The organism is Arthrobacter sp. STN4 (genome assembly GCF_024539665.1).
Classification (GTDB): domain Bacteria; phylum Actinomycetota; class Actinomycetes; order Actinomycetales; family Micrococcaceae; genus Specibacter.
Window position 1 is genome coordinate 41,648 of record NZ_JAKZGX010000012.1, and the last position, 23,614, is coordinate 65,261.

Sequence of the window (23,614 nt, forward strand, 5' to 3'; positions counted from 1 at the left end):
CGCGCACTGCCCCGCGGTCTTGCAGGCGCAGCGCTGTGGCAGTACCGTGTCCGGGCAGACGCCCGGCACAGCCAAGGACCCGGCTCCTAGGCGGCTTGAAGGACCGGGATGTCCGATCCGGTGGTGCTTGGTGCCTGGGTTTCAAGCCTGCGCTGCCGGCGTTCGAGCATGTCCGCCAGGGCGCCCAACAGGATGTTGACGATGAGGAACCCGATGGCGGCAACAAACTGCGCCTGCAGCAGTGACTGCGTGAAGTACTGCCCAATGACCGTGGCGGAGCGCAGCAGTTCCATGTACCCGCCCAGCACGTAGGCGAGGGCCGTCCCCTTGAACAGGATGATCAGCTGGCTGACCAGCGCGGGGCTCATGGACCGCAGGGCCTGCGGCAGGAGCACCCGGACCATGGTTCCGACCTGGGAAAAGCCCAGTGCCAGCGCCGCCTCGGACTGTCCCGGGGGCAGGGCGGCAATGCCGGAGCGGATCAGGTCTCCAATGACAGCGCCGCTGTAGAGCGTCAACGCAATGACCAGGAACCAAAAGTCCCCAAGCTTGAGGCCGTAGTTGGGCAGGACCAGGGACGTGAAGTACAGCAGCAGCAACAGGGGGATGCTGCTGAACACGTCGGTGTAGACGCGGCTGAGGCGGCGCAGGAAGGTGCGGGTGGAGACCAGGCCAAAGGCCAGGAGGCAGCCGACGGCCAGGGACAGGACCATCCCGACGGCTGCGGCCGCAATGTTGTTGAGCAGCCCCTGCCCCAGGAGCTTCCACAAGCCGGGTTGGGCAAAGGGCGCCCAGGCGGCGGCGCCAAAGACGCCCTTTTTGGCCAGGGTTGCCAGGACCATGACGGCCAGGGCGGCGAGGGCTGCTCCCGTGACAATTTCGAAGATGATGTGCCGGCGCCGGGTACGGGGTCCGGCCGGGTCGAAGAGGGAATGGTTGTTCATCGGCTAAACGCCACCTTCCGGTCCAGTGCGGCAACGAGGCGGCCGACGGCCAGGCCCAGCACCAAGTAGCTAATGGCAGCTCCTGCGAAGATGAGGAACGGTGAGGCCTGATCCACGGCAAGCTTGTCGGTGAGGAACGTCAGTTCCGCAACCCCGACCAGGGCGGCCACCGAGGTGTTTTTGACCATGGTGATGTAGACATTGCCCAAGGGGCGGACAACGGTCGCCATGGCCTGTGGGAGCACCAGCAGCCTCAAGGACATCATGGGCGCGAAGCCCAGTGCCCTGCCGGCCTCCAATTCGCCCCGGTCCACGGTGTTGAGGCCGGAGCGGATGGTCTCCGCGACGAAGGGTGCCGTGTACAGCACCAGTGCGATGGCGGCGGAGGCATACAGCGAGAACTGGATGTCCAACTGTGGCAGCCCGAAAACAAACAGCACCATTTGCACCGGCAGCGGGACATTGCGGAAGATCAGGATGTAGGTGGATGACATGGCGCGGGCGACCCGGATGGGGCTGGTCTTCAGCGCCGCAAGGACGGTGCCGAGGACGATCGAGCCCAGGACCCCGTACACAACGAGGCCGAGCGTGACCAGCACCCCCTGGCCGAAGTCACCTGCGTGGTTGAAAAGTAGTTCCATGGTGGTTCCTAGAGGACAATCTTCGGCGGGGTGACCTTCTCAGGCTTGACCTTGCCGATCGTGGCCTCGTACGCCTTCTGCCAGTCGCCGTCGGCGACGGCCTTCTTCAGGAGTCCGTCAAGATATGTGTGGAAGGCCGGGTCGTTCTTGGGGGAGCCGATGGCGAACTCCTCGGAATCGGCCAGGTGGCCGCTGGCGATGCGGTAGAGGCCGGGATTTTGGCTTTCAATGCCCAGCAGGATGGCTTCGGTGGTTGTCACGGCATCGACGCGCTTGTCCTTCAAGGCCTGCGCGCACTCGCTGTAGGTGCTGAACAAGACCAGCTTGGCGGAGGGGACGGCTGTTGCAATGAGCTGGGAAGCGCGCGCACCCGTGGTGGAGCAGACGGACTTGCCGGACAGGTCGGTCGGCTTGTTGATGGACGTGTCGTCCTTGCGGACCATCAGGGCGACGTCGCTTTCCAGGTAGGGGCCGGCAAAGTCGACCGCCTTCTTGCGCTGGTCGGTCACGGCGTAGGAGGCAATGACGACGTCCACCTTGTTTTGCTCGAGGAAGGCTTCGCGGTTCTTGGTGACGGCTTCGACGTACTGGACGTTGTTTTCGCTGCCGGTCAGGTCCTTGGCGAGGATCTTGGCCATTTCAATGTCAAGGCCCTCCATCTGGCCGGTGATGGGGTTCTTGACGCCGAAGAGCGGCTGGTCAAACTTGACGCCGACAATCACCTTGCCGCGTTGCTGGATCTTGGCCATGGTGCTGCCGGCCGGAAAGGTCTCGGTGGGGTGGCTCGCGGCGGCTGTTCCGCTGCCCCCGCAGGCGGTGGTGCCGAGGATGAGTGCGCCCATGACGGCCAGGGCGGGGAGCAGGTGTGTGCGCTTCATTGTGACTCCTCAAAGGGGTGCTTCGGTGCACCCGCTGCTTGTGGTGGAAGGGGTTGGTTGTTAGTGGACGGAAGAAAGGAAGGATTTGGCGCGCTCGCTCTGGGGCGCGGTGAAGAACGACTCGGGGTCGGCCATTTCGACAATCTGCCCGTCCGCCATGAACACGATGCGGTCGGCAAAGGCGCGGGCAAAGGACATTTCGTGGGTGACCACGACCATGGTGGTGCCGTTTTCGGCCAAATTGCGCATCGTGGCAAGGACCTCCCGGGTGGACTCGGGATCCAGTGCGGAGGTTGGCTCGTCAAAAAGGAGCACCTTCGGCCCCATGGCCAGGGCCCGGGCAATGGCGGCCCGTTGCTTTTGGCCGCCGGAAAGCTGCGCGGGCCGGCTGTTGGCCTTGTTCCCGATCCCCACCAGCGTCAGGAGTTCGTGGGCGCGGGCCTCGGCGCTCTTTTTGTCGACGCCCAGAATCTTGCGCGGTGCCATGGTGATGTTCTCGAGAATCGACTTGTGGGAAAACAGGTTGAAGGACTGGAAAACCATGCCCACTTCGGTGCGGAACTTGTACAGCTCCCGGCCCTCCAGCGGCTGCTCCTTGCCATCGATGAGGATGTGTCCCTCGTCGATGACCTCCAGGCGGTTGATGCACCGGCAAAGCGTCGACTTGCCCGAGCCTGACGGGCCCAGGATCACCACCACCTCCCCGCGCTTCACGGAAAGGTTGACGTTGGACAGGGCCTGCATCTGGCCAAAACGCTTCCCGACACCCCTGAACTCGACGACGGTGTCCGTCTCCGTGATCGCTGTCATGATCTATCTCCCTTAGGTGGATACGACTGTATACATTAAAATACAGTGTGACACGGTGATGGCCGTCACGGCAAGATCTTGACGAAGAAAAGTCGGATATGTCGGCGTGCGCCGCAAAGTCCGGCAGCCGGCTGCACCTTAGGGGTGGGAGATGGAATCCCGCAGCAGGCCAAGGCGCAGGCTCCTGGCACTTTCCATGTGCGCCCCTGCAATGTCCCGCGCGGAGGACTCATCACCGGCGTCAATGGCTTCCACGAGTCGGCCATGTTCATCCAGGGCTTCCTCCCAGCGCGTGCCGACGGACAGCGTGGAGTGCGGCGTGCGGATCAAGTGCGTTGTGAGCCGCTGGAGGAGGTCTTCAAGGACGGGGTTGTGCGCCGCCGCCCAGACGGCGGCATGGAATTCCATGTTGGTGGCTGCTCGCGTCCCGTCATCCGGAGCGGTCAGCGCCCGGTCACGCGCCAGGAGCCCTTCGAGCCGCATGACGTCGGTGACGTCGTGGGCCCTGGCAGCCTGTGCGGCGACTTCCTTCTCCAGCAGGATGCGGACGTCGTAGACCTGTATGACTTCCTGCGGGGTGGCCTGGTGGACCTGAAGCCCACGGACGCCCTGCTCGAGAAGCTTGTCGTGCTTGAGGCGCCGCAGCGCATCGCGAACCGGCGTGCGCGAGACCCCGAACCGCTCACTGAGTGCGACCTCACGCAGCGGTGTTGCCGGTTTCAGGACGCCGGTCAGTATTTCGCCGCGAAGCTCGTGGTAAATTGAATCCCCGTCATGGCGGGTCACTTCTGGTGGCGTTGGCATGAATCTCCCGGCTGGTGTCTCCGGCACGGCCACAGCGTGGTTCTGCGGACTTACGCAGAAGGGCAGCGGGCCGGTGGCGGTTTACGGATAATTTAATAGTTTGATTCTCAACAAGGGTAATTCAATCCATCCGCTGTATCCACCTGTATACCAAATAGCCATACCTAATAGCCGCGTCCGGTTCGAGACTACGACAACTGTCTTTTTCCGTGGCCGGCCGGACGATGTCCCGCCTGTCCGCAGACGGGGCGTTGTCGCGGAGAGTCACCGAACAGGACCGGCGGTGCGTGGACCAGTCCATCGACGCGTACCTGGCGGAGGCGGGCATTCCCCCGAGACCCCGGGGATGGGCATGGTTGATCCGGATCCCGGACACCTTCCGTACGGGCAGGGAATTTTTGGACCATGCCAGCGCGCAGCTCAACGCTTGCGATCCTGCGCCGACGCTGCCTTCCGGATGGCTGCCCGTGATGCGGGAAGCCATAGCCTGGCCATGCGTTGTGGGGAAATAGGGTCCATTCCCGTTGCGGGGCCTGCTCCGCTTCCGAGAAGTACTGTGGCTCCCACCAGGCGGCCGGGACCGCGGGCCGGTCGGCGGACTCTCCGAGTTTCAGGGCGTCTCGCGTGTGCAGTCGGAGGCAGAAGGCGCAACCATTGATCTGGGAAACCCCGATTTTTACGGCTTCGACGAGCCTTGCGTTGAGTCCGGCCAACCGCGCGGCTTCTTCAGCGGCCATGAAAAAACTGCCGATGGGCGGCCACGAATTGGTTTTGCGCGGCTGGATCCGGCAGCGCACCCGGCACCCCGTCCCATAGGCTCGGCCCATGAGCAACGCGGCCTCCATGACTGTCACCACGCGTACCATCGAGCTGGCCGGGCTTGGTCCCGAATCGCCGCTGCCCGCGGTCCAGCCGCTGCCCGGGCCGCCCTATGTTGCGGGAGGCGGCATCCCGGCAGAGATCGTTCAGGGCGCACGCTGGGGCGGGGTGAAAAACATCTTCCCCTACATGCTGCAGGACGCGTACACGCGGGAGGCCGGCGCAACGGAACTGACCGCCGTCGTGCTGGAAAACCAGCACCTGAAGGCAACCTTCCTGCCGCAGCTGGGCGGCCGGCTCTGGCAGCTGTTCGACAAGGACACGGGCAAGGAGCTGCTGCACACCGGCGGCCGCATCCAGTTCGCCAACCTGGCCCTGCGCAACGCCTGGTTTGCCGGCGGGATCGAGTGGAACATCGGCACGCGCGGGCATTCGCCCACCACCTGCTCGCCCCTCCACACCGCACTGGTGCACACGCCGGACGGGCAGGAGGTGCTGCGCATGTGGGAGTTCGACCGGCTGCGCGAGGCGGTGTTCCAACTCGATGCGTGGCTGCCCGCCGACTCCCGCGTGCTGTTCACGGCCGTGCGCATCCGCAACCCCAACGCCACCCCCGTCCCCATGTACTGGTGGTCCAACGCGGCCATCCCGCAAACCCCGCACACCCGCGTCATCGCCCCGGCCACGCGCGCCTTCGCCACCGGCTACGACGGCGCCATGGACGTGGTGGCCCCGTCCGGCTTCCACGGGATCGACGCCACCTGGCCCGCCCGGAACCCGCACGCCGCGGACTTCTTCTTCGACCTCGCACCGGGCCGGCGCCGCTGGGAGCTCGCCCTGGACGACGCCGGGGACGGGCTTGCGCTCGTCTCCTCACCCCGGCTGCGGGGCAGGAAGCTGTTCGTCTGGGGCGAGGGCGACGGCGGGCGCCGCTGGCAGGAGTGGCTCACGCCGACGCCGCCGGGCACCGAGCCGCGGCGCTATGCGGAGATCCAGTCCGGCCTGGCGCAGACGCAGTTTGAGCATGTTCCGATGCCCGCCGGGGCGTCCTGGCAGTGGGTGGAGGCGTATGGCAATGCCGGCCTGGACCCTGCGGTGGCCGGCGGCGCGTGGGACGCCGCCGTTGAACATGCCGGCGAACGGGTGGACTCAATGGTTTCCGCCGGCGCTGTGGACGCGGCGCTCGCCGACGCCGGCCGCTGGGCGGACCTGGCGCCGTCGGAATTTGTGGTGGCGGGCAACGGCTGGGGCGCGCTGGAGCGGGCCCGGAGGCGCGCAGCCAAAATGGAGTGGATCGACGAGACCGGCACACCGTTTGGCCAGGAAACGCTGACGGCGGCCCAGGCTCCCTGGCTGGAACTGCTGCGGGCCAATGAAGGCGTCGTGGAAAAGCCGTTTGAGCCGGCGTCCGCAGGGGAGCCGCGCCAGCCGTTCGGCGGGGCGGAATCGTTTGTCCGCGGCCTGGACTGGGAGGACCTGCTGACCGCGGCGCGCAACGACAGTGCGGAGGCCGCCTTCCACCACGCGGTCATGGTCCACGCCCGGGCCGATGCCGCCAACGCTGATGACATGGCAACCGTGGCCGCCCTGTACCGGAAGGCCCTGGGCGGCACTGGCGGCACGGGCGGCACTGGCGGTGATGGGGGTGGGGCCGGCGGGACCGGCACCACGCTGGGCAAGCGCAGCCGGGTGCTCGCGCACCGGGGACTGGGCCTGGCCCTCATGGCCGCCGGGGACATCGACGGCGGACTGCTTCAACTTGGCCGCGCCTGCCACCTTGAGCCGGGCAGCCGCGCCGTCCTGCTGGAAGCCATGGCACTCGCGGTGGACAACGGGAGGCCGGCGCTGGTGTTCGACCTGCTGGAAGGCGCCCCGGCAGCACTGCTGTCGCTGGGGCAGGTGAAGTTCCTGCAGGCCAGGGCGCACGCGGACACCGGGGACAGCGCCGCGGCGGCGGCGGTCCTCAAGGAGGGCATTGAAGTCCCGGACCTGCGCGAGGGCGCCAACTCGATCGCCGAGCTGTGGCGGCGCGTGTGCCCGGGCGAGGACGTGCCGGAAAAGTACCAGTTCAGCATGCGCTGACCCCCGGGGGAGCCCTGCCCGGCCCCGCCGGTTCGCGCAAGGGCGGTGTCGGCATTGACACCGGGGTGTGAGCTGTGTCATTCTAATCCCTGTGAACTTGTCAGACAGCTGGACAGCCGGACAGCCGCAAATTGTCCGGGTCAGCGCCGCGGAGGCCGTGTTCACGGCCATCCGCGACGCGATCGAGAGCGGGCAGCTGGCCGTCGGGTCCAAGCTGAGCTCCGAAACGGCGCTCGCGGCCCAGTACGGCGTCAGCCGCTCCGTGGTCCGCGAGGCCCTGCGCTCCTGCACGGCCCTGGGCCTGACGGAAACGCACACCGGCAAGGGCACCTTCGTGGTGGCCAACCACGCCCCCGGCGACTTGGTCCTGGGCCGGTTCTCGGCCCGCAGCCTCATGGAAGCACGCCCCCACATCGAGGTTCCGGCCGCCGAACTCGCCGCCACCCGCCGTTCCGCAGAACAGCTGGACCAGATGCGCGGCATCATCGAGGCCATGGTGGGGGAGGACGATCCCGAAATCTGGGTCAGCCTGGACGGCAGCTTCCACGCCGCCATTGCCACCGCCAGCGGCAACGGCGTCTTCGAACGGGTGGTCAATGACATCCGCGACGCCATGGTCTACCAGTCGGAGACCATCAACCTCATCACCGGCCGGCGCCTCGCCTCCGACCGCGAACACCGCGCCATCCTGGACGCCATCGCCCGGGGGGACATCGGGGAAGCCGGCCGCGCCATGGCCGTCCACCTCCACGCCGTCGACGACGCACTGACCCTGATTATTGGAGACACCACCGCATGACAGCGCCACAGTTCCCGGCCCACGCACCCCTTGCCGTCCAGACCCGCGGTTCCATGGTGGAGAGCGTCCACTACGGTTCGCTGGCCGCGGTGAGGCCCGACGGCGGGACCCTCCTGGAGCGCGGGGAGCCCGCCGCGCGCATCTACCCCCGGTCGGCCTTGAAGCCGCTCATGGCCGTCGCGATGCTGCGCGCCGGCGCCGACCTGACCGACGGCCAGCTGGCCCTGGCCGCCGCGAGCCATTCGGGTGCCGCGGTGCACCAGGACACGGCGGCAAAGATCCTGGCCGATGCCGGGCTCACGGAGGACGACCTGGGCAATTCCACCGACCTGCCCTACGGCACCGCCGAACGCCGCGCCTGGCTCGCGGCCGGCCATGGCCCCACCCACCTGGCGCAAAACTGTTCCGGCAAGCACGCAGCGCTGCTGTCCACCTGCGTGGCAAACCGCTGGCCGCTGGACAGCTACCTGGACCACGACCATCCGCTGCCGGCGCTGATCCGCGAGGTCGTGGCGGAACTCACCGGCGAGGAACTGACGGAGATCAGCACCGACGGCTGCGGCACCGAGGTCTTCGCGCTGTCCCTGACCGGCATGGCACGGGCCTTCAGCCGCCTCGTCACCGCCGCGCCGGGCACCCCCGAGCATCGCGTGGCCGCCGCCATGCGCGCCCACCCGGACCTCGTTGCGGGGGAAGGCCGCGACGTCACCGCCCTGATGCGGGCCGTCCCGCGACTGCTTGCCAAGGACGGCTTTGAAGGCATCCAGCTCATCGCCCTGGGGGACGGCAGTGCGGTGGCCCTGAAGATTTCCGACGGCGGCGACCGCGCCCGCATGCCCGCCGCCGTTCCCGCGCTGCTCGCCCTGGGCGTGGAGCCGTCGCTGCTGGAACCGTTTGACAACCTCCCCGTGCTGGGCGGCGGCCATCCCGTCGGCACCCTCCACGGCCTCCGCCATCCCGCCTGACCCCTCCCACCAAACCCCCGGTTCCAAACGGGGCCCTTTTTCCCGACGCGCGGTTCCAAATGGGGCCCTTATCCGCAGCGCTCCCTCATGTTCCGGGGGAACGGGATGCCCGCGTGTGCCTTCGCCCGCCAGAACCGCCCATCTGCCTGACCAACCTTCCCGCCTGACCAACCTTCCCGCCTGCCACGCAAGTCGCACTGCCTTTACCCAAGGAGCATCATGACTGAACTGTCCACCAAGCCGCTGGACCCCCTCGCGGCCGTCGCCATGCGCAGCGAACACGACCTGATCGGCGACCGCGACGTCCCTGCCAACGTTTACTGGGGCGTGCACACCCTGCGCGCCGTGGAAAACTTCCCCATCACCGGCCAGCCGCTCTCCACCAACTCGCACCTGGTGAACGGGCTGGCCATGGTCAAGCAGGCCGCCGCCCAGGCCAACCAGGAGCTGGGGCTGCTCGACGGCGGGCGCGCCGGCGCGATCATCCAGGCCTGCCGGGAAATAATCGCCGGGAACCTCCATGACCAGTTCGTGGTGGACGTCATCCAGGGAGGTGCGGGGACGTCGTCGAACATGAACGCCAACGAGGTGATCGCCAACCGTGCGCTGGAAATCCTGGGGCACAACAAGGGTGAATACCAGTTCCTGCACCCCAACGACCATGTCAACCTCAGCCAGTCCACGAACGACGTCTACCCGACGGCCGTGAACGTGGCCACGATCTTTGCCGCGAAATCGCTGGTGGAGGCCATGGAGTACCTGGGTGGGGCGTTCCTCGACAAGGCCGTGGAGTTCCGCACCGTGGTGAAGATGGGGCGCACGCAGCTGCAGGACGCCGTGCCCATGACGCTCGGCCAGGAATTCAACAGCTACGCGGTCACGATGGGGGAGGACCGGGCCAGGCTGGCGGAATCGACCCTGCTGGTCCACGAGATCAACCTCGGCGCCACGGCCATCGGCACCGGGCTGAACGCGCCGAAGGGGTACGCGGAACTGGCCTGCCGCCACCTGGCGGACATTTCCGGGCTGCCGCTGACCACCTCCGTGGACCTGATCGAGGCGACGAGCGACGTCGGCGCGTTTGTCCACCTGTCGGGTGTCCTCAAGCGCGTGGCCGTCAAGCTTTCCAAGATTTGCAACGACCTGCGCCTGCTTTCCTCCGGCCCCCGCGCCGGGCTGGGCGAGATCACGCTGCCGGCCGTCCAGGCGGGATCCTCGATCATGCCCGGCAAGGTCAACCCGGTCATCCCCGAGGTGGTCAACCAGGTGGCCTACGAGGTCATTGGCAACGACGTCACCGTCACCATGGCGGCCGAAGGCGGGCAGCTCCAGCTCAACGCCTTTGAACCGATCATTGTGCACAGCCTGACAAAGAGCATGCGGCACCTGGAAGCCGCCTGCCGGACCCTCGCGGACAAGTGCGTCCGGGGCATCACCGCCCATGAGGACAAGCTGCGGGCCCAGGTGGAGCACTCCATCGGACTGGTCACCGCACTCAACCCGCGGCTGGGGTACGCGGCGTCGACCATGATCGCACTCGAGGCGCTTTCCTCCGGCCGCGGCGTGGCCGAACTCGTCCTGGAGCACAAGCTCCTCACCGCCGGACAATTGGACGAGCTTCTGCGTCCGGAACACCTGGCCAACCTCAGCGACTAAACGAGCGGTCCGCAAAGGTGCGGGCCGCATTCACGGATAGGCAAGCTTATGCACAACCGCACCACAACAGACACCTCCGACCTGGTCCAGGACGCCCCGGACCAGGCCCTGACGGCCGAGGACGCCGGGCTTCACAAGGGCCTCAAGTCCCGCCAGATACAGATGATCGCCATTGGCGGGGCCATCGGCACCGGCCTGTTCATGGGCGCCGGCGGCCGCCTGGCCGGCGCCGGCCCCGCCCTGATGTTCAGCTATGCGATCTGCGGCTTCTTCGCCTTCCTGATCCTGCGTGCACTGGGCGAACTGGTCATCCACCGCCCGTCGTCGGGCTCCTTTGTCTCCTACGCCCGCGAATTCTTCGGCGAGAAGGCGGCCTTTGTCTCCGGGTGGCTGTACTGGCTCAACTGGGCCATGACTGCCATCGTGGACATCACCGCGATCGCCCTATACATGCACTTCTTCGCCAAATACGTGCCGTGGATCGGCGCCGTGCCCCAGTGGGCGTGGGCGCTCGCGGCGCTGTTGCTGGTGCTGGGCCTGAACCTCGTTTCGGTCAAGGTGTTCGGCGAGATGGAGTTCTGGTTCGCGCTGATCAAGGTGGTTGCCCTGGTCGGCTTCCTGATCATTGGCACGTACTTTGTCATCTTCGGCACGCCCGTGGAAGGCCAGCAGGTGGGGTTCAGCCTCATCGCGTCGCACGGCGGCTTCTTCCCCAACGGCCTGCTGCCCGTGGTGGTGGTCATGCAGGGTGTGGTGTTTGCCTACGCCTCGATCGAGCTCATCGGCACCGCGGCCGGCGAAACGCAAAACCCCGAAAAGGTCATGCCGAAGGCCATCAACACCGTCATCATCCGCATCGCCATCTTCTACGTGGGCTCGCTGGTGCTGCTCTCCATGCTCCTGCCCTACACCGCGTACAAGGCCGGGGAAAGCCCGTTCGTGACCTTCTTTGGCTCCATCGGGGTCCAGGGCGTGGACTCGATCATGAACCTGGTGGTCCTCACGGCGGCCATGTCCTCGCTGAACGCCGGACTGTACTCCACCGGCCGCATCCTGCGCTCCATGTCCCTGGCCGGCTCCGCACCGAAGTTCGCCGCCAAGCTGAACAAGCGCGGCGTCCCCTACGGCGGCATCGCGCTCACGGCCATTGTCGCCGGGCTCGGCGTGGTCCTCAACGCCATTGTCCCGGCGTCGGCGTTTGAAATCGTGCTGAACGAGGCGGCACTGGGCATCATCGCCTCGTGGGGCATGATCGTGCTGTGCCAGCTGGCCCTGTACCGCCTGTCGAAAAAGGGACTCGCCATCCGGCCTTCGTTCCGCATGATCGGTGCGCCGTGGACCGGCTACCTGACGCTCGCGTTCCTGCTGGCCGTCATTGTACTCATGGCCTTCGACAACCCCGTCGGCACCTGGACCGTGGCCTCCATCGTGGTCATTGTGCCGGCGCTGATGATCGGCTGGTACGCCTCCCGCGGCCGCATCAAGGAGATTGCCGCCGGCCGGGACGGCTTCACCGGCGCCCATCCGGTGATCGCCCACCACAGCCACGCCCCGCAGGCCGCGGGAATCGCCGGCGAGGACTGAGCCCCTCCGCCCCGACGAATGCCGGGACCGGCCCTGGGAATAACTTCCTGGCACCGCCAGTTGACCCCTTTAGATGCAAACGCATGAACATTGCAGCGATCAAGGAGTCACAGTGCAGCGCACAGTTGTTGTTATCTCGGCCGGCCTCGGCGTCCCGTCGTCCACCCGGATGCTGGCGGACCAGCTGGCCGCGGGCGTCAAGGCGCACCTGGGCGAGCTGGGCGCGGAAGCCGTGCTCGACGTCGTCGACCTGCGCGATTATGCGACCGACATCGCCAACAACATGGTCACCGGCTATGCGGGTCCGGCCCTGGCCGACGTCGTCCACCGCGTCTCGCGCGCCGATGCCATGATCGCCGTGACCCCCACGTTCAGCGCCTCCTACAGCGGCCTGTTCAAGTCGTTCTTTGACATCCTGGACCCCAAGTTCATCGACGGCATGCCGGTGCTGATCGGCGCCACGGGGGGATCCTCACGGCACTCGCTGGTGCTGGATACGGCCATCCGCCCGCTGTTCAGCTACCTGCGCGCCCACACCATGCCCACGGCCATCTATGCCTCGCCCGAGGACTGGGGGCAGTCCGGCACCGACGCCATGGACCACCGGATCGGCCAGGCGGCGGGGGAGCTCGCCGCCGTCCTTGCCCCGTCCACGGGCACGACGCCGGCCGCCGGGGACACTGTTGGCCTCGGATTTTCCCCCGACCACAAGGCGAAGCGCCACGAACGTGAGGTGTCCGAGATGATGTCCCTGCCGTTCGAGCAGCTGCTGGCCCAGACCCAGGCCCGCTAGGCAGGCCCCGCGAGTTGGGCTTGTCAGGGCCTTGATTTCGGCAGGCTCAATCGGCGGCGGTCCCGGCAGGCCCAACCAGCGGGTCGCAACCACCGCCCGTCAGAAGATCGGCTGGACGGGCCGGGTGGTCAGCGGCGGCGGATCGAGCTGGTCTACGATGACCGTGAGTGCCACGCGGTAGATGTCCGGATGGATTTCCGGGCTGGCGTGGCCGGTGTTGGGGATGTCGTATTCAACGTGCGGGTTCTTCGGGAACAGCGCCTCCCAGCCCACAATGGCCATGCGGGCGTTGACAATGAAGTCCTTGGGGTCATACAGCAGGCCGATCCCGGTGCTGCTGGGGATGCCGCCGTCATACTGCGCGGGGAAGGCCTGCAGGAACGTCGCCTGCGTGGTCTTGAGGATCAGCGAATCGCTGGACACGTTCAGGGAGCTGCCGATGCCCGAACGCGCGGCCTGGTACATGCCCTGCCCGTTCGGGTTGGCCAGCCCGCTCCACACGCCGGCCGCCAGGCGCCCCACCAGCCCCAGGTAGGGGACCACCTGCCCGGCCAGTGAAATGTATTCCTTGCTCGGGTCCAGGACATCCGCCACGCTGCTGGGGCTCGAGCCCATGATGATGACGCGGACGTGGATGCCAATCCCCTCCAGCAGCCCCGCCAGCACCGTCGCCGCCATCCCGCCAAAGCTGTCCCCGTAAAAATAGACGGTGTCGATCTTGCGCTCAAAGGTGTCGCGCTGGACGGCGATGAACAGCTGGGCAATGTCGATCCCGCCGTTCGAGTAGCCAATGTAGGACGCCGGCGCCCGCTCGTTCATGGCCGGCTGCAGGGCCGCCAGCTTCCGGCCTGTGTCCCGGTAGCTGACCCCAAAGCCGCCCAGCAGGTACCAGGTCCGGCCTGGAAACCTGTTCGCTGCCGTCTTGTTTTCGTCATTGTCCGGCGTGGTGACGCGGAACTGGGAGCGCTCGGTCAGCTGGTAGTCGGCGGCGATGTTGGCATTGAAGGCCGTGGAGACGGCGGCGGCCGCAACGGTGCCCAGCAGCCAGCGCCGGGGCGTGTTGGGAACCTGCCGGGTGTGCCGGTGCCGTTCGAGGGACTTGTGCGCAGGGTGGGCGGCGCCACCGTCGGGGGGCGGCTGGTCGGGGTCTGGTGTCGTGGCTGCCATGGCGAATCAGCTTCATTCTTCCACGCCGGGCCACCCCGCTGCAGGAGGGAGGCGCGACGCCGTTTCCCGGCGCGCGCGTTGCCGTCGGGTCCCAGCGTGGTGCGGAGGGGTACGTTTAAGGTGTCTGCCACCCCCTCGCAAATCCTATAGGATTTTAGAATGATGAAGCCATCCCGTGTCGCCCGCCCCGTCAGCCGGCAGGTCCTGGCCGATCACGTCTACGAGGAAATTCTCGAGTCCCTCATGGACGGGCGCCTGGAACCCGGCGCGCAGGTCAGCATCGACGGCACGGCCCGCGACCTTGACGTTTCGCCCACGCCTGTGCGCGAGGCGCTGGCCCGCCTGGAACACACCGGCCTGGTGGTCCGGGTGGCCCTGAAGGGGTACCGCGTGGCACCGGTTTTCTCCCGCGAGGACTTTGCCAACCTCATGGACGCGCGCCTGGTGATTGAACCCGTCACCACGGAGCTGGCCTGCCGGCGGATGACCCCGGCCCTGCTCGAAGAGCTGCGCCAGTCCATCACGGACCTGAAGGACGCGCGGCGGGGGCCTTCGTTCGCCGAATTCCGCGACTACCTCGACGCCGATGAACGCTTCCACCGGCTGATCGCCGAAAACTCCGGGAACCCGTTCATGTTGGCCGCCTACGAGGCGCTGGGCGGCCAGGTGCAGCGCTTTCGCCTGTTTGGCGGCGTGGGGATCACCGACGCGGACCATGCCATTGCTGAACACCAGGCTGTGTTCCGGGCCATCGAGCTTGGCGACCCGAAAGCCGCCGCAGCCGCCATGACGGAACACGTGGGCCGCGTCCGCCAGCGCTCCATCCAGGACGCCCCGCCCGCCTGAGGCGTGCCCAGCGACGGGCCCAAAACGTGCCCAACCGCGGACCCCGCGGCGTGCCCAACTTCGGGGTGCCGCCCGTCTGACGCACGGGCGCCGGGAGCGTGCCAGCGGCCTGCCCGTGACGCACCATGCCGCTTCCGCCGGCGCGCCCGCGGAAGCGGCAGGACGGCAAAACCGGCCGGGGGTTCCCAAAATGTGATTCTTGACATAGGCTCCCTCAATAGTAGATCCTATAGGAAACAGGATCACTAAAGGAGAAACACCCATGGCCTACACAGCCGCCAACTGGCCCATCAGCGCAGCACTGCTGCAATTCCCGGGCACGAATGCCGCCGGGCAGCACATCAACGACGCCGACGCCACCGCCTGGCTGAAGGTCTTCCGGGAAGTCAGGGACGCCGGATTCACCAACGCGGACCTCACCGACAGCTGGGTCCGCCCGGGCGACCTGGACGCCGCACGGCTGGCGGAATTCAAGCAGTCCGCAGCGGAAGCGGGGATCGGCATCCCCGTCATCTCGGCCATCCGCAGCAGCGTGATCGACGCGGCAAACTGGGAAGGGAACCTGGCCTACAGCCACCGCACCATTGATGCCGCCGCGGAACTCGGCTGCGAAGTGGTCTCCTTCGGACTCCACCAGGCACTGACCGCCGAACAGCAACGGCAGCTGTGGTTCTGGACGGCCCAGGGCCACACGGACCCGGTGGGGGACACGGAAACGTGGAATGCCGCCGTCGGACGCCTTCGCGAGCTGGGGCGCCACGCCGCCGAAGCCGGCATCCTGCTGTCCCTGGAAATGTACGAGGACACCTACCTGGGCACGGCGGACTCGTCCGTGAAGCTGGTCCAGGACATCGGGCTGGCCAATGTGGGCCTCAACCCGGACGTGGGCAACCTGGTCCGGCTGCACCGCCCCATCGAGGACTGGCGCGAGGTGCTGGAGAAGACCCTGCCGTACTCCAACTACTGGCACGTGAAGAACTACATCCGAGACGAGGACGTGGCCCGCAACAGCTACGTGGCCATGCCGGCGCCCATGGAAAGCGGCATCATCAACTACCGCGACGCCTTCCGCACCGCCATCTCGGTGGGCTTCCAGGGCATCATCTGCACCGAGCACTATGGCGGCGACGGCCTCAGCGTCACGGCCCGCAACCAGGACTACCTGCGCAGCCAGGTCCTGCCCAAGGACGACGGCTACGCACTCGGCACCAGCCGGGTGGCCCAGGGCCGCCAGCAGCCCGCCGCCGTCGCCGCCGTCTAAATACCGGAGCACCAACCCCGAAACCCTTGCGGATTCAAAGAGGAACCATGACCCAGATATTCGACGATCCCGCCGACTTTGCGGACGAGGCCCTTGACGGCTTCGTGGCCGCCAACCGGCAGTACGTGTCCCGCGTGGACGGCGGCGTGGTCCGCTCCACGGCCAGCCCCCGCGGCCAGGTGGCAGTGGTGGTGGGCGGCGGCTCCGGCCACTACCCGGCCTTCGCAGGCCTGGTGGGGCCGGGCCTTGCCGCGGCCTCGGCCTGCGGCAACATGTTCGCCTCCCCGGCGGCCGGGCAGGTGTACCGCGTGGCCAAGGCCGCCCACAACGGCGGCGGCGTGCTGCTCAGCTACGGCAACTACGCCGGGGATGTCCTGCACTTTGGCCAGGCCCAGGTGCGCCTAAACGCCGAAGGCATCGAAACGCGCACCGTGCTCGTCACGGACGACATCGCCAGCGCACCGGCCGACCAGCCGGAAAAACGGCGCGGCATTGCCGGGGACCTCACCGTGTTCAAGGTTGCCGGCGCCGCCGCCGAGGAAGGCCTGGACCTGGATGAGGTGGAGCGCCTGGCCATTCTGGCCAACGCCCGCACCCGCTCCCTCGGCGTGGCCTTCGACGGCTGCACGCTGCCCGGGGCGCCCGAACCGCTCTTCCACGTCCCCGCCGGGCTCATGGCGCTGGGCCTGGGGATCCATGGCGAGCCCGGCATCTCCGAACACCCGATGCCGACGGCGTCCGAGCTGGCCGGGCTCCTCGTCTCCCGGCTGCTGGCGGACAAGCCGGAAAACCCCGGCACCCGCGTCGTGCCGATCATCAACGGCCTGGGCACGGTCAAGTACGACGAACTGTTCCTGCTGTTCGGCAAGGTGGAAAAGCTGCTCACCGGCGCCGGCCTGACCGTCGTGGAGCCCGAGTGCGGTGAGCTGGTCACCAGCCTCGACATGGCCGGCCTGTCGCTGACCCTGCTGTGGCTCGACGACGAACTCGAGCGCCTGTGGGCCGCACCCGCGGACACGCCGGCCTTCCGCAAGGGCACCGTGGCCCGGCGCGCCCGCCGCGAGGTGGAAGCAGGCGCCGCCGCTGGCCAGGCGGACAGCGAGCAGCCCACGCCGGCGTCCGCCGCCCTGGGGAGGCACGCGGTCTCCGCGCTCGCCGCGGTGCGGGACGTCGTCGTCGAAAATGTCGAGGAACTGGGCAGCCTGGACGCCATTGCCGGCGACGGCGACCATGGCATCGGCATGCGCCGGGGCGTCGAGGCAGCGGTGGATGCGGCACAGTCCGCGGCCGCGTCCGACGCCGGCGCCTCCGTGCGCCGCATCCTCGCCGCGGCGGGGGAGGCCTGGAGCGAAAAGGCCGGCGGAACATCCGGCGCACTGTGGGGCACGGCCGTCATCGCGGCAGGTGCGGCCCTGGGCAACCGCGGGAGCTACTCCGGCACCGATGCGGCGGCTGCCGTCGAGGCCTTCGCCTCGGCCATCACCGGGCTGGGCAAGGCCGAGCCGGGGGACAAGACCATGGTGGACGCGCTGCTGCCGTTCCGGGACGCCTTCACCGCCGAAATCGCCGGCGGGGCGCCCGTGGACCGGGCACTCGCGGTGGCAGCCGCGGCCGCCCGCGCCGCAGCGGATGCGACGGCCGGGCTGCGTCCGTTGAAGGGGCGCGCACGGCCGCTGGCCGAGAAGAGCCTGGGCCACCCGGACCCGGGTGCGGTGTCCTTCGGCCTCATCGCCGAACGGCTGGGCCGCCACATCGAAGCACAACTCATCCAACAAGGAGCACGGGCATGACACAGGGCAAAGCAGGACTTCGCATCGTGGTCGGCAACGACTCGGCCGGCGTCGAATACAAGAACGCGCTCAAGGCCCTGCTGGAAGCCGACTCCCGGGTGGCCGCCGTCACCGACATCGGCGTGGGCCCGGACGATTCCCGCGCCTATCCGCACGTTGCCGTGGACGGGGCCCGCCTGGTGGCCGACGGCGACGCCGACAGGGCGCTGCTGATCTGCGGTACCGGGCTCGGGGTGGCCATTGCCGCCAACAAGGTTCCCGGCATCCGCGCCGTCACTGCCCACGACAGCTACTCTGTGGAACGCTCTGTACTGAGCAACAACGCCCAGGTGCTCACCATGGGCCAGCGCGTCATCGGCCTGGAACTGGCCAAAAAACTGGTCACCGAGTGGCTTGGCTACAACTTTGATGAAAACTCCGCCTCGGCCGAAAAGGTCGACGCGATCTGCTCCTACGAACCCGACTACACGAAGGCCTCCTGAACCATGACTGAAACAACGTCCACGCCCGGCATCCAGAAAAACTTCGCCGTCGTCGGCTCCGGCTACATGGGCGGCGGCATCGCCCAGGTCCTGGCCCTGGGCGGTGCCCGGGTGGCCCTGGCCGACGTCTCGGCCGAGGTCGCGCAGAAGAACTACGAGCGCCTGCTCACCGAATCGGACCAGTTCGTGGCCGACGGGCTGTTCCCTGCCGGCTCCACCGGGATCCTGCGCAAGAACCTCTGGCCCGCAGAAAACATTGAAGAGGCCGTGGCCGGCGCCGAGTTCATCGAGGAGGCCGTGCCCGAGGTCCTGGCCATCAAGCACGAGACCCTGGCACGCATTAGTGCCGCCGCCCGCCAGGACGCCGTGATCGGCTCCAACACCTCCACCATCTCCATCGCCGACCTGGCCGGCCCCGTGGCGCACCCGGAACGCTTCCTGGGCGTGCACTTCTCCAACCCGTCACCCTTCATTCCCGGGGTGGAGGTCATCCCGCACGCCGGCACCTCGGCCGGCACCGTCGCTGCCATCCGCGAGCTGGTCCACTCCTCCGGGAAGCAGACGGCCGTGGTCAAGGACGTCACCGGCTTTGTCCTCAACCGCCTCCAGTACGCCCTGTTCCATGAGGCCGCCCAGCTGGTGGAGCAGGAAATTGCCACGGCGGAGGACATCGACACCCTCGTCCGGACCACCTTCGGCTTCCGGCTTCCCTTCTTCGGCCCGTTCGCCATCGCGGACATGGCCGGGCTGGACGTCTACAACTTCTGCTACCAGTCGCTGCAGACCGGGTTCCCGGAACGCTTCGCCACGCCCAAGATCCTCAGCGACCTGGTCAACGCCGGCAAGCTGGGCACCAAGACGGGCGCCGGCTTCCTGAACGTCCCGGCTGAGCGGACGCCGGAACTGATCGCCTACCGCAACAAGGCCTACGTCGCCATGCAACAGCTGCTCGAAGACCTCGGCCCCGCACCCATCCACTAATTCCCCCTACCCACGAACCACCAGGAGAGATCCATGCCGGAAACCACTTCAGCATTCCCCGCCGAACGCACCGCCATCATCACCGGGGCCGTATCCGAACGCGGCATCGGCCGCGCCACTGCCAACTACCTGGCCAAGCGGGGCTGGAGCATCGGCGTCATCGACCTTGACGACGCCGCCTGCAAGTCCGTCGCCGCGGAATTGACGGCCACGTACGGGGTCAAGGCGCACGGGGTGGGTGCCAACGTCTCCGAGGAGTCCTCGGTCCGCTCGGCCATTGACGAAATCGAGGCCGCACTGCCGCAGGTGGTGGCGCTGGCCAACATCGCCGGCGTCAGCTCGCCCGTCGACTACCTGGAGCTGGAACCGGCCGAATGGAACCGGGTCCTGGGCATCAACCTCAACGGCGTGCACTACGCCACCCGCCGGGTGGCCGAGTCCATGGTGAAGAACCGGCTTGGGCGCATTGTGAACATCTCCTCCGTCTCCGCCCAGCGCGGCGGCGGCACCTTCTCCAAGACGCCGTATTCCGTGGCGAAGGCCGGCGTGATCGGCCTGACCCGCGCCACCGCCCGCGAACTGGGCCCGTATGACATCACCGTCAACTGCGTCTCGCCCGGCCCCATCGACACCGACATCATGGGCGGCACGCTGACCCAGGAACGCAAGGACGACATGGTCAAGGACCTGGTGGTCAACCGTGTTGGCAACACCCGCGACATCGCCGCAGCCATCCACTACTTCATCGGCGAGGACTCCGGGTACACCTCGGGCCAGACGTTGAACGTGGATGGCGGGCTGTACATGCACTAGAGGAGGAAACCATGGAACCCCAAAGCACCGGTGCCTGGAGCACCGCCCGCAAGCTGTACCTGCTTGTCGGCATCATCGCCTGCGTCGGCGCCGTCATCCTGATGGCCTACCCGCGCTAAGACCCGACCTCAGCACCACCTTCGACCAAGCACCACCACCGCTCAACGAGGAGTCTGCATGACCAACCTGACCAGCACCAGCAAGGAGTTGTTGGAGTCACCGGCGCTCAAGTCGGCCGTCCGCAAGGCCACTTTCCGCCTGATGCCCATGCTCGTGATTCTCTACGTGGTTGCCTTCATGGACCGCACCAACGTCGGCTTTGCCGAGGCGGCACTGGAGACCGACAAGGGAATCTCCGCCGGCGCCTATGCGCTCGGCGCCGGCATCTTCTTCATCGGCTACGCAATCTTTGAAATCCCCAGCAACCTGATGCTTAAAAAGGTCGGCGCCAAGATCTGGCTCGCCCGCATCGCCATCACCTGGGGCATCGTTTCCGCCTGTTTTGCCTTCGTCCAGGGCGAAAACTCCTTCGTCGCGCTGCGCTTCCTGCTCGGCGTCACCGAGGCCGGCCTCTTCCCCGGCATCATCATGTACCTGGCCGAATGGTTCCCCAACAAGCACCGCGTGAAGATGTTCGCCATCTTCTACCTGGCCCAGCCGTTCTCCCAGCTCATCGGTTCCCCGCTGTCCGGCGGGCTGCTCAACATCGGTGAGAAGGTTCCCGGCGTGCACGGCTGGCAGGTCATGTTCTTCATCGAGGGCATGCTTGCCGTGGCCGCCGGCGTTGTTGCGTTCTTCCTGCTCATCAACGGCCCCGCCAAGGCCAAGTTCCTCTCGCAGGAAGAGAAGGACGCCCTGACGGCGGCCATGGCCCAGGAGGACGTGCTCCGCAAGGAATCCGGCCCGTCCGGCGTCCTCGCGGCGATGGCCAACGGCAAGGTCTGGTACTTCACCATCATCTACTTCTGCCTGCAGATCGCCGTCTACGGCGTCACGTTCTACCTGCCGCAGCAGGTGGCGCAGCTGACAGGGCAGAAGGTGGGCCTTGCAGTGGGCCTGCTGGCCGCCGTGCCGTGGTTCTTCGGCATCTTTGCCTGCTATTTCATCGGCAAGTACGCCCACACGGTCATCCGCCGCCGTGTCCTGGGCACGTGGCTGTTCGTCTCCACCGGCCTGTGCATCTTCGGCTCGGCATGGGCCGGCGCCAACGGGCTCCCGGCACTGGGCATCATCTTCATCACGCTGGCCGTCTGCAGCTTCCTGTCGATCGGCCCCATCGCCTGGTCCTACCCGACGGCGTTCCTCACCGGCACCGCTGCTGCCGCAGGCATCGGCCTGATCAACTCCCTCGGAAACCTCGGCGGATTCGTCGCCCCGATCCTGCGCACCAGCATCAACGAAACGTTCTCCTCGGCGTCCGGTGCCATGGGCATCTACGCACTGGGCGTGCTGCCGTTCGTTGCCGCCCTCATGATGTGGGGCACCCGCCGGTTCAAGAACAAGGCCGACCAACTGCTGGACAACTGAACGGAACACTGCACCACATGACACACACCGGAACCACCCCGCAGCTATACATCGGCGTCAGCACCAAGATGTACATGGGGTACCAGGCCAGCCTGCGCTGGTTGGAGCAGGTGCGTGCCGAACTGGACGCTCGCCCGGCACTTGCTGCCGGGCGGGTGCTCCCGTTTGTGATCCCGTCCTTCCCGGTGCTGCCGGCAGCTGCGGACATCCTGGCCGGAACCACGGCGGTGCTGGGCGCCCAGAACTGCAGCCCGGCCGAAGGCCCCTGGACCGGCGAGGTTTCCGCCTCCATGCTCGCGGAGCTGGGCGTGGGGATGGTGGAGCTGGGCCATGCCGAGCGACGCCGCCACTTTGGCGAGGACGACGCCGTCGTGGCGGCCAAGGTGCGCCAGGCCAGGTCCGCGGGGATCACCCCGCTGCTGTGCGTGGGGGAGCAGCGCCGGGGCACGCCCGCAGAGGCGGCGGACTTTGTGGTCCGCCAGCTGGAGGCGGCCCTCGCCGGCCCGCCGGACGGCGGGTCCTGGGACAACGCGGGTGCCACTGTGGTGGCCTACGAACCGGTCTGGGCCATCGGCGCGGCCGAGCCCGCAGATGCCGGCTACGTCACCGCCGTCGTCCGTGGCATCAGGCAGCGGCTGGAACCGCATGGTGCGGGGGAGCTGCCCATCATTTACGGGGGATCGGCCAAGCCGGGCCTGCTGCCGCAGCTGGACGGCGTCTCGGGCCTGTTCCTGGGCCGGTTCGCGCACGATGCCGCCAACCTGGGGCGCGTGCTGGACGAGGCGCTGGCGGAGGCCGGCCCGGCGTAGGCGGCGAGGCGGCTTGCCGGCACACAGCGTAAGCGGCGGCCCGGCACACGGCTGTCGGGCGGTGCCTTTATGCGCCAAATTCGCGCACCGGTTTTGCGCATAGGGTCGCCCGAATTCCTTTATGCGCGGAACCGGGCCCGGGTTTGGCGCATCTTGTCCACTGGCGCGAAACCCGCGGCGGGTCCGGCGCATAAGGAAAGCGGCCCCGGCTTATGCGCCAAACCCGCGGCGGGTCCGGCGCAGAATTGTTGCCAGGGTTAGCCGGCGTGGCGCCGGGCCGGGGCAACAACCTTGATCACGGCGGAATCGTCCGCAGCGGCCAGGCCCTGGGCCTGGCCCAGCAGGTAGAGCTGCTCGGCTGCGGCGGCCACGGGCGCCGCGAGGCCGGCCGCACGCGCCGCCTTGCCAACAATTCCCATGTCCTTGACGAAGATGTCCAGGCGGCTGAGCACGTCCGCGCCGCCGTCGGCGTAGGCCTGAAGGATGCGCGGGCCGCGGTTGGAGAGCATGAAGGAGCCCGCCGCCCCGGCCTCGAGCGCGGAGAGTGTCTTGGCCGCATCGAGCCCCAGGGCGTCGGCCAGGGCCAGGGCTTCGGCAGCTGCGGCAATGTGGACGCCGCACAACAGCTGGTTGACGGTTTTCAGGGCCTGTCCGTCGCCGGGGTTGTCGCCCACGATCGAGAGCGTGGAGGCCAGCAGGTCCAGGACCGGGGCCGCCTGTTCCCGGGCCGAAGGCGTGGCGCCCACCACGATCAGCAGATCGCCGTCGCCGGCGCGGACTGGCCCGCCGGACAGCGGTGCATCCACCAGTTCCACGCCGTTTTCGGCCAGCCGCTCCACCGTGGCCGGGATGGCCTCGGTGCCGACGGTGCTGGTGAGGATGACGACCGATCCGCGGGCCAGGACGGGCGCCACGCCGGCATCGCCAAAGAGGACCTCGTTGAGCTGCTCGCCGTTGCGCACGGCCAGCAGGAGCGCATCAGCGCCCTGCGCGGCGGCCCGGGCGGAACCAAAGGTCGCAATCCCAGCCGCGGAGGCGAGCTTGAGCCGCGGTTCGGCAATGTCATAGCCGTGGACGGACAGCCGCGAGGCCAGGCGCGTGGCCATGGGCAGGCCCATGGCACCCAGGCCCAGGACGGCGACGGTGTAGTTGGCATTCATGGT

General features: G+C 67.5%; 23 protein-coding genes and 1 pseudogene. 16 read left to right on the forward strand and 8 right to left on the reverse strand.

Annotated elements, in window-relative coordinates:
* Positions 1 to 86 precede the first annotated feature (86 nt).
* The 5 genes from MMF96_RS10545 to MMF96_RS10565 all read right to left on the reverse strand — a co-directional run bounded on the left by MMF96_RS10545 (position 87) and on the right by MMF96_RS10565 (position 4,077).
* Positions 87 to 944, reverse strand: coding sequence for an amino acid ABC transporter permease (locus tag MMF96_RS10545; protein ID WP_256883519.1), 858 nt, complete (start codon positions 942 to 944; stop codon positions 87 to 89).
* Complete coding sequence (locus MMF96_RS10550; RefSeq protein ID WP_256883520.1) at positions 941 to 1,585, reverse strand: amino acid ABC transporter permease; 645 nt, start codon at positions 1,583 to 1,585, stop codon at positions 941 to 943. Before MMF96_RS10550 ends, MMF96_RS10545 begins: the two co-directional genes overlap by 4 nt.
* Before the next feature lie 8 nt (positions 1,586 to 1,593).
* Positions 1,594 to 2,463 carry a glutamate ABC transporter substrate-binding protein gene (locus MMF96_RS10555; RefSeq protein WP_256883521.1) on the reverse strand — a complete coding sequence of 290 codons (870 nt, stop codon included), beginning with the start codon at positions 2,461 to 2,463 and terminating at the stop codon, positions 1,594 to 1,596.
* 60 nt (positions 2,464 to 2,523) lie between these two features.
* Positions 2,524 to 3,273, reverse strand: a complete 750-nt coding sequence (locus tag MMF96_RS10560; RefSeq protein WP_176616217.1) for an amino acid ABC transporter ATP-binding protein — start codon at positions 3,271 to 3,273, stop codon at positions 2,524 to 2,526.
* A gap of 138 nt (positions 3,274 to 3,411) precedes the next feature.
* On the reverse strand, positions 3,412 to 4,077 hold the full coding sequence (locus MMF96_RS10565; protein ID WP_256883522.1) for a GntR family transcriptional regulator: 666 nt from the start codon (positions 4,075 to 4,077) through the stop codon (positions 3,412 to 3,414).
* A gap of 224 nt (positions 4,078 to 4,301) precedes the next feature.
* Between MMF96_RS10565 and MMF96_RS10570 the strand changes: the two genes are divergently transcribed.
* Positions 4,302 to 4,589 (forward strand): DUF5956 family protein, encoded by a 288-nt coding sequence (locus MMF96_RS10570; protein ID WP_256883563.1) that lies wholly within the window; start codon positions 4,302 to 4,304, stop codon positions 4,587 to 4,589.
* An 81-nt stretch (positions 4,590 to 4,670) separates the two neighbouring features.
* On the opposite strand, the pseudogene MMF96_RS19800 reads toward MMF96_RS10570, so the two are convergent.
* A pseudogene (locus MMF96_RS19800) lies at positions 4,671 to 4,790 on the reverse strand (carboxymuconolactone decarboxylase family protein); the annotation flags it as partial.
* Here MMF96_RS19800 and MMF96_RS19885 point away from each other — a divergent pair.
* The 7 genes from MMF96_RS19885 (at position 4,732) to MMF96_RS10605 (ending at position 12,775) form a co-directional block, all read left to right on the forward strand.
* Positions 4,732 to 4,893 (forward strand): hypothetical protein, encoded by a 162-nt coding sequence (locus tag MMF96_RS19885; protein WP_375141427.1) that lies wholly within the window; start codon positions 4,732 to 4,734, stop codon positions 4,891 to 4,893. The pseudogene MMF96_RS19800 and the gene MMF96_RS19885 overlap by 59 nt on opposite strands.
* Before the next feature lie 9 nt (positions 4,894 to 4,902).
* On the forward strand, positions 4,903 to 6,978 hold the full coding sequence (locus tag MMF96_RS10580) for a DUF5107 domain-containing protein (protein WP_256883523.1): 2,076 nt from the start codon (positions 4,903 to 4,905) through the stop codon (positions 6,976 to 6,978).
* A 91-nt stretch (positions 6,979 to 7,069) separates the two neighbouring features.
* Positions 7,070 to 7,777, forward strand: coding sequence for a FadR/GntR family transcriptional regulator (locus MMF96_RS10585; RefSeq protein WP_176616215.1), 708 nt, complete (start codon positions 7,070 to 7,072; stop codon positions 7,775 to 7,777).
* On the forward strand, positions 7,774 to 8,742 hold the full coding sequence (locus tag MMF96_RS10590; protein ID WP_256883524.1) for an asparaginase: 969 nt from the start codon (positions 7,774 to 7,776) through the stop codon (positions 8,740 to 8,742). Before MMF96_RS10585 ends, MMF96_RS10590 begins: the two co-directional genes overlap by 4 nt.
* A gap of 219 nt (positions 8,743 to 8,961) precedes the next feature.
* Positions 8,962 to 10,398 (forward strand): aspartate ammonia-lyase, encoded by a 1,437-nt coding sequence (gene aspA, locus MMF96_RS10595; RefSeq protein WP_176616213.1) that lies wholly within the window; start codon positions 8,962 to 8,964, stop codon positions 10,396 to 10,398.
* A 48-nt stretch (positions 10,399 to 10,446) separates the two neighbouring features.
* Positions 10,447 to 11,982, forward strand: coding sequence for an amino acid permease (locus MMF96_RS10600; protein WP_176616212.1), 1,536 nt, complete (start codon positions 10,447 to 10,449; stop codon positions 11,980 to 11,982).
* Between the two features lie 73 nt (positions 11,983 to 12,055).
* Positions 12,056 to 12,775 (forward strand): FMN reductase, encoded by a 720-nt coding sequence (locus tag MMF96_RS10605; protein ID WP_306295840.1) that lies wholly within the window; start codon positions 12,056 to 12,058, stop codon positions 12,773 to 12,775.
* A gap of 99 nt (positions 12,776 to 12,874) precedes the next feature.
* On the opposite strand, the gene MMF96_RS10610 is transcribed toward MMF96_RS10605, so the two are convergent.
* On the reverse strand, positions 12,875 to 13,942 hold the full coding sequence (locus MMF96_RS10610; protein WP_256883526.1) for a hypothetical protein: 1,068 nt from the start codon (positions 13,940 to 13,942) through the stop codon (positions 12,875 to 12,877).
* Between the two features lie 159 nt (positions 13,943 to 14,101).
* Between MMF96_RS10610 and MMF96_RS10615 the strand changes: the two genes are divergently transcribed.
* The 8 genes from MMF96_RS10615 (at position 14,102) to MMF96_RS10650 (ending at position 22,451) form a co-directional block, all read left to right on the forward strand.
* On the forward strand, positions 14,102 to 14,788 hold the full coding sequence (locus tag MMF96_RS10615; protein ID WP_176616209.1) for a GntR family transcriptional regulator: 687 nt from the start codon (positions 14,102 to 14,104) through the stop codon (positions 14,786 to 14,788).
* Between the two features lie 262 nt (positions 14,789 to 15,050).
* On the forward strand, positions 15,051 to 16,049 hold the full coding sequence (locus tag MMF96_RS10620; RefSeq protein ID WP_176616208.1) for a sugar phosphate isomerase/epimerase: 999 nt from the start codon (positions 15,051 to 15,053) through the stop codon (positions 16,047 to 16,049).
* A 47-nt stretch (positions 16,050 to 16,096) separates the two neighbouring features.
* Positions 16,097 to 17,839, forward strand: a complete 1,743-nt coding sequence (locus MMF96_RS10625; RefSeq protein ID WP_256883527.1) for a dihydroxyacetone kinase family protein — start codon at positions 16,097 to 16,099, stop codon at positions 17,837 to 17,839.
* A complete protein-coding gene (locus MMF96_RS10630; RefSeq protein ID WP_176616206.1) occupies positions 17,836 to 18,321 on the forward strand; it encodes a ribose-5-phosphate isomerase in 486 nt (161 codons plus the stop codon). The genes MMF96_RS10625 and MMF96_RS10630 overlap by 4 nt, the downstream gene beginning before the upstream one ends.
* Before the next feature lie 3 nt (positions 18,322 to 18,324).
* Positions 18,325 to 19,302 carry a 3-hydroxyacyl-CoA dehydrogenase family protein gene (locus tag MMF96_RS10635; RefSeq protein WP_176616205.1) on the forward strand — a complete coding sequence of 326 codons (978 nt, stop codon included), beginning with the start codon at positions 18,325 to 18,327 and terminating at the stop codon, positions 19,300 to 19,302.
* A gap of 33 nt (positions 19,303 to 19,335) precedes the next feature.
* The gene (locus MMF96_RS10640) at positions 19,336 to 20,115 is read left to right on the forward strand and encodes an SDR family NAD(P)-dependent oxidoreductase (RefSeq protein ID WP_176616204.1); all 780 of its coding nucleotides are present in this window, start codon (positions 19,336 to 19,338) and stop codon (positions 20,113 to 20,115) included.
* Between the two features lie 177 nt (positions 20,116 to 20,292).
* Positions 20,293 to 21,642: an MFS transporter gene (locus tag MMF96_RS10645; protein WP_256883528.1), complete on the forward strand. Its 1,350-nt coding sequence runs from the start codon at positions 20,293 to 20,295 to the stop codon at positions 21,640 to 21,642.
* Between the two features lie 17 nt (positions 21,643 to 21,659).
* Positions 21,660 to 22,451 carry a triose-phosphate isomerase family protein gene (locus MMF96_RS10650; RefSeq protein WP_256883529.1) on the forward strand — a complete coding sequence of 264 codons (792 nt, stop codon included), beginning with the start codon at positions 21,660 to 21,662 and terminating at the stop codon, positions 22,449 to 22,451.
* A gap of 257 nt (positions 22,452 to 22,708) precedes the next feature.
* Here MMF96_RS10650 and MMF96_RS10655 read toward each other — a convergent pair whose 3' ends face one another.
* A complete protein-coding gene (locus tag MMF96_RS10655; RefSeq protein WP_256883530.1) occupies positions 22,709 to 23,611 on the reverse strand; it encodes an NAD(P)-dependent oxidoreductase in 903 nt (300 codons plus the stop codon).
* Positions 23,612 to 23,614 lie beyond the last annotated feature (3 nt).

What these genes read in the sequence shown, in the direction of transcription:
- MMF96_RS10580 (WP_256883523.1), top strand. Translation starts at nt 4,903, where the DNA reads ATGAGCAACGCGGCCTCCATGACTGTCACCACGCGTACCATCGAGCTG.
- MMF96_RS10610 (WP_256883526.1), bottom strand. Translation starts at nt 13,942, where the DNA reads ATGGCAGCCACGACACCAGACCCCGACCAGCCGCCCCCCGACGGTGGC.
- MMF96_RS10570 (WP_256883563.1), top strand. Translation starts at nt 4,302, where the DNA reads ATGTCCCGCCTGTCCGCAGACGGGGCGTTGTCGCGGAGAGTCACCGAA.
- MMF96_RS10630 (WP_176616206.1), top strand. Translation starts at nt 17,836, where the DNA reads ATGACACAGGGCAAAGCAGGACTTCGCATCGTGGTCGGCAACGACTCG.
- MMF96_RS10600 (WP_176616212.1), top strand. Translation starts at nt 10,447, where the DNA reads ATGCACAACCGCACCACAACAGACACCTCCGACCTGGTCCAGGACGCC.
- MMF96_RS10650 (WP_256883529.1), top strand. Translation starts at nt 21,660, where the DNA reads ATGACACACACCGGAACCACCCCGCAGCTATACATCGGCGTCAGCACC.
- MMF96_RS10625 (WP_256883527.1), top strand. Translation starts at nt 16,097, where the DNA reads ATGACCCAGATATTCGACGATCCCGCCGACTTTGCGGACGAGGCCCTT.
- MMF96_RS10645 (WP_256883528.1), top strand. Translation starts at nt 20,293, where the DNA reads ATGACCAACCTGACCAGCACCAGCAAGGAGTTGTTGGAGTCACCGGCG.
- MMF96_RS10555 (WP_256883521.1), bottom strand. Translation starts at nt 2,463, where the DNA reads ATGAAGCGCACACACCTGCTCCCCGCCCTGGCCGTCATGGGCGCACTC.
- MMF96_RS10635 (WP_176616205.1), top strand. Translation starts at nt 18,325, where the DNA reads ATGACTGAAACAACGTCCACGCCCGGCATCCAGAAAAACTTCGCCGTC.
- aspA (WP_176616213.1), top strand. Translation starts at nt 8,962, where the DNA reads ATGACTGAACTGTCCACCAAGCCGCTGGACCCCCTCGCGGCCGTCGCC.
- MMF96_RS10655 (WP_256883530.1), bottom strand. Translation starts at nt 23,611, where the DNA reads ATGAATGCCAACTACACCGTCGCCGTCCTGGGCCTGGGTGCCATGGGC.
- MMF96_RS10620 (WP_176616208.1), top strand. Translation starts at nt 15,051, where the DNA reads ATGGCCTACACAGCCGCCAACTGGCCCATCAGCGCAGCACTGCTGCAA.
- MMF96_RS10615 (WP_176616209.1), top strand. Translation starts at nt 14,102, where the DNA reads ATGATGAAGCCATCCCGTGTCGCCCGCCCCGTCAGCCGGCAGGTCCTG.
- MMF96_RS10545 (WP_256883519.1), bottom strand. Translation starts at nt 944, where the DNA reads ATGAACAACCATTCCCTCTTCGACCCGGCCGGACCCCGTACCCGGCGC.
- MMF96_RS10550 (WP_256883520.1), bottom strand. Translation starts at nt 1,585, where the DNA reads ATGGAACTACTTTTCAACCACGCAGGTGACTTCGGCCAGGGGGTGCTG.
- MMF96_RS10590 (WP_256883524.1), top strand. Translation starts at nt 7,774, where the DNA reads ATGACAGCGCCACAGTTCCCGGCCCACGCACCCCTTGCCGTCCAGACC.
- MMF96_RS10605 (WP_306295840.1), top strand. Translation starts at nt 12,056, where the DNA reads ATGCAAACGCATGAACATTGCAGCGATCAAGGAGTCACAGTGCAGCGC.
- MMF96_RS10560 (WP_176616217.1), bottom strand. Translation starts at nt 3,273, where the DNA reads ATGACAGCGATCACGGAGACGGACACCGTCGTCGAGTTCAGGGGTGTC.
- MMF96_RS10565 (WP_256883522.1), bottom strand. Translation starts at nt 4,077, where the DNA reads ATGCCAACGCCACCAGAAGTGACCCGCCATGACGGGGATTCAATTTAC.
- MMF96_RS10640 (WP_176616204.1), top strand. Translation starts at nt 19,336, where the DNA reads ATGCCGGAAACCACTTCAGCATTCCCCGCCGAACGCACCGCCATCATC.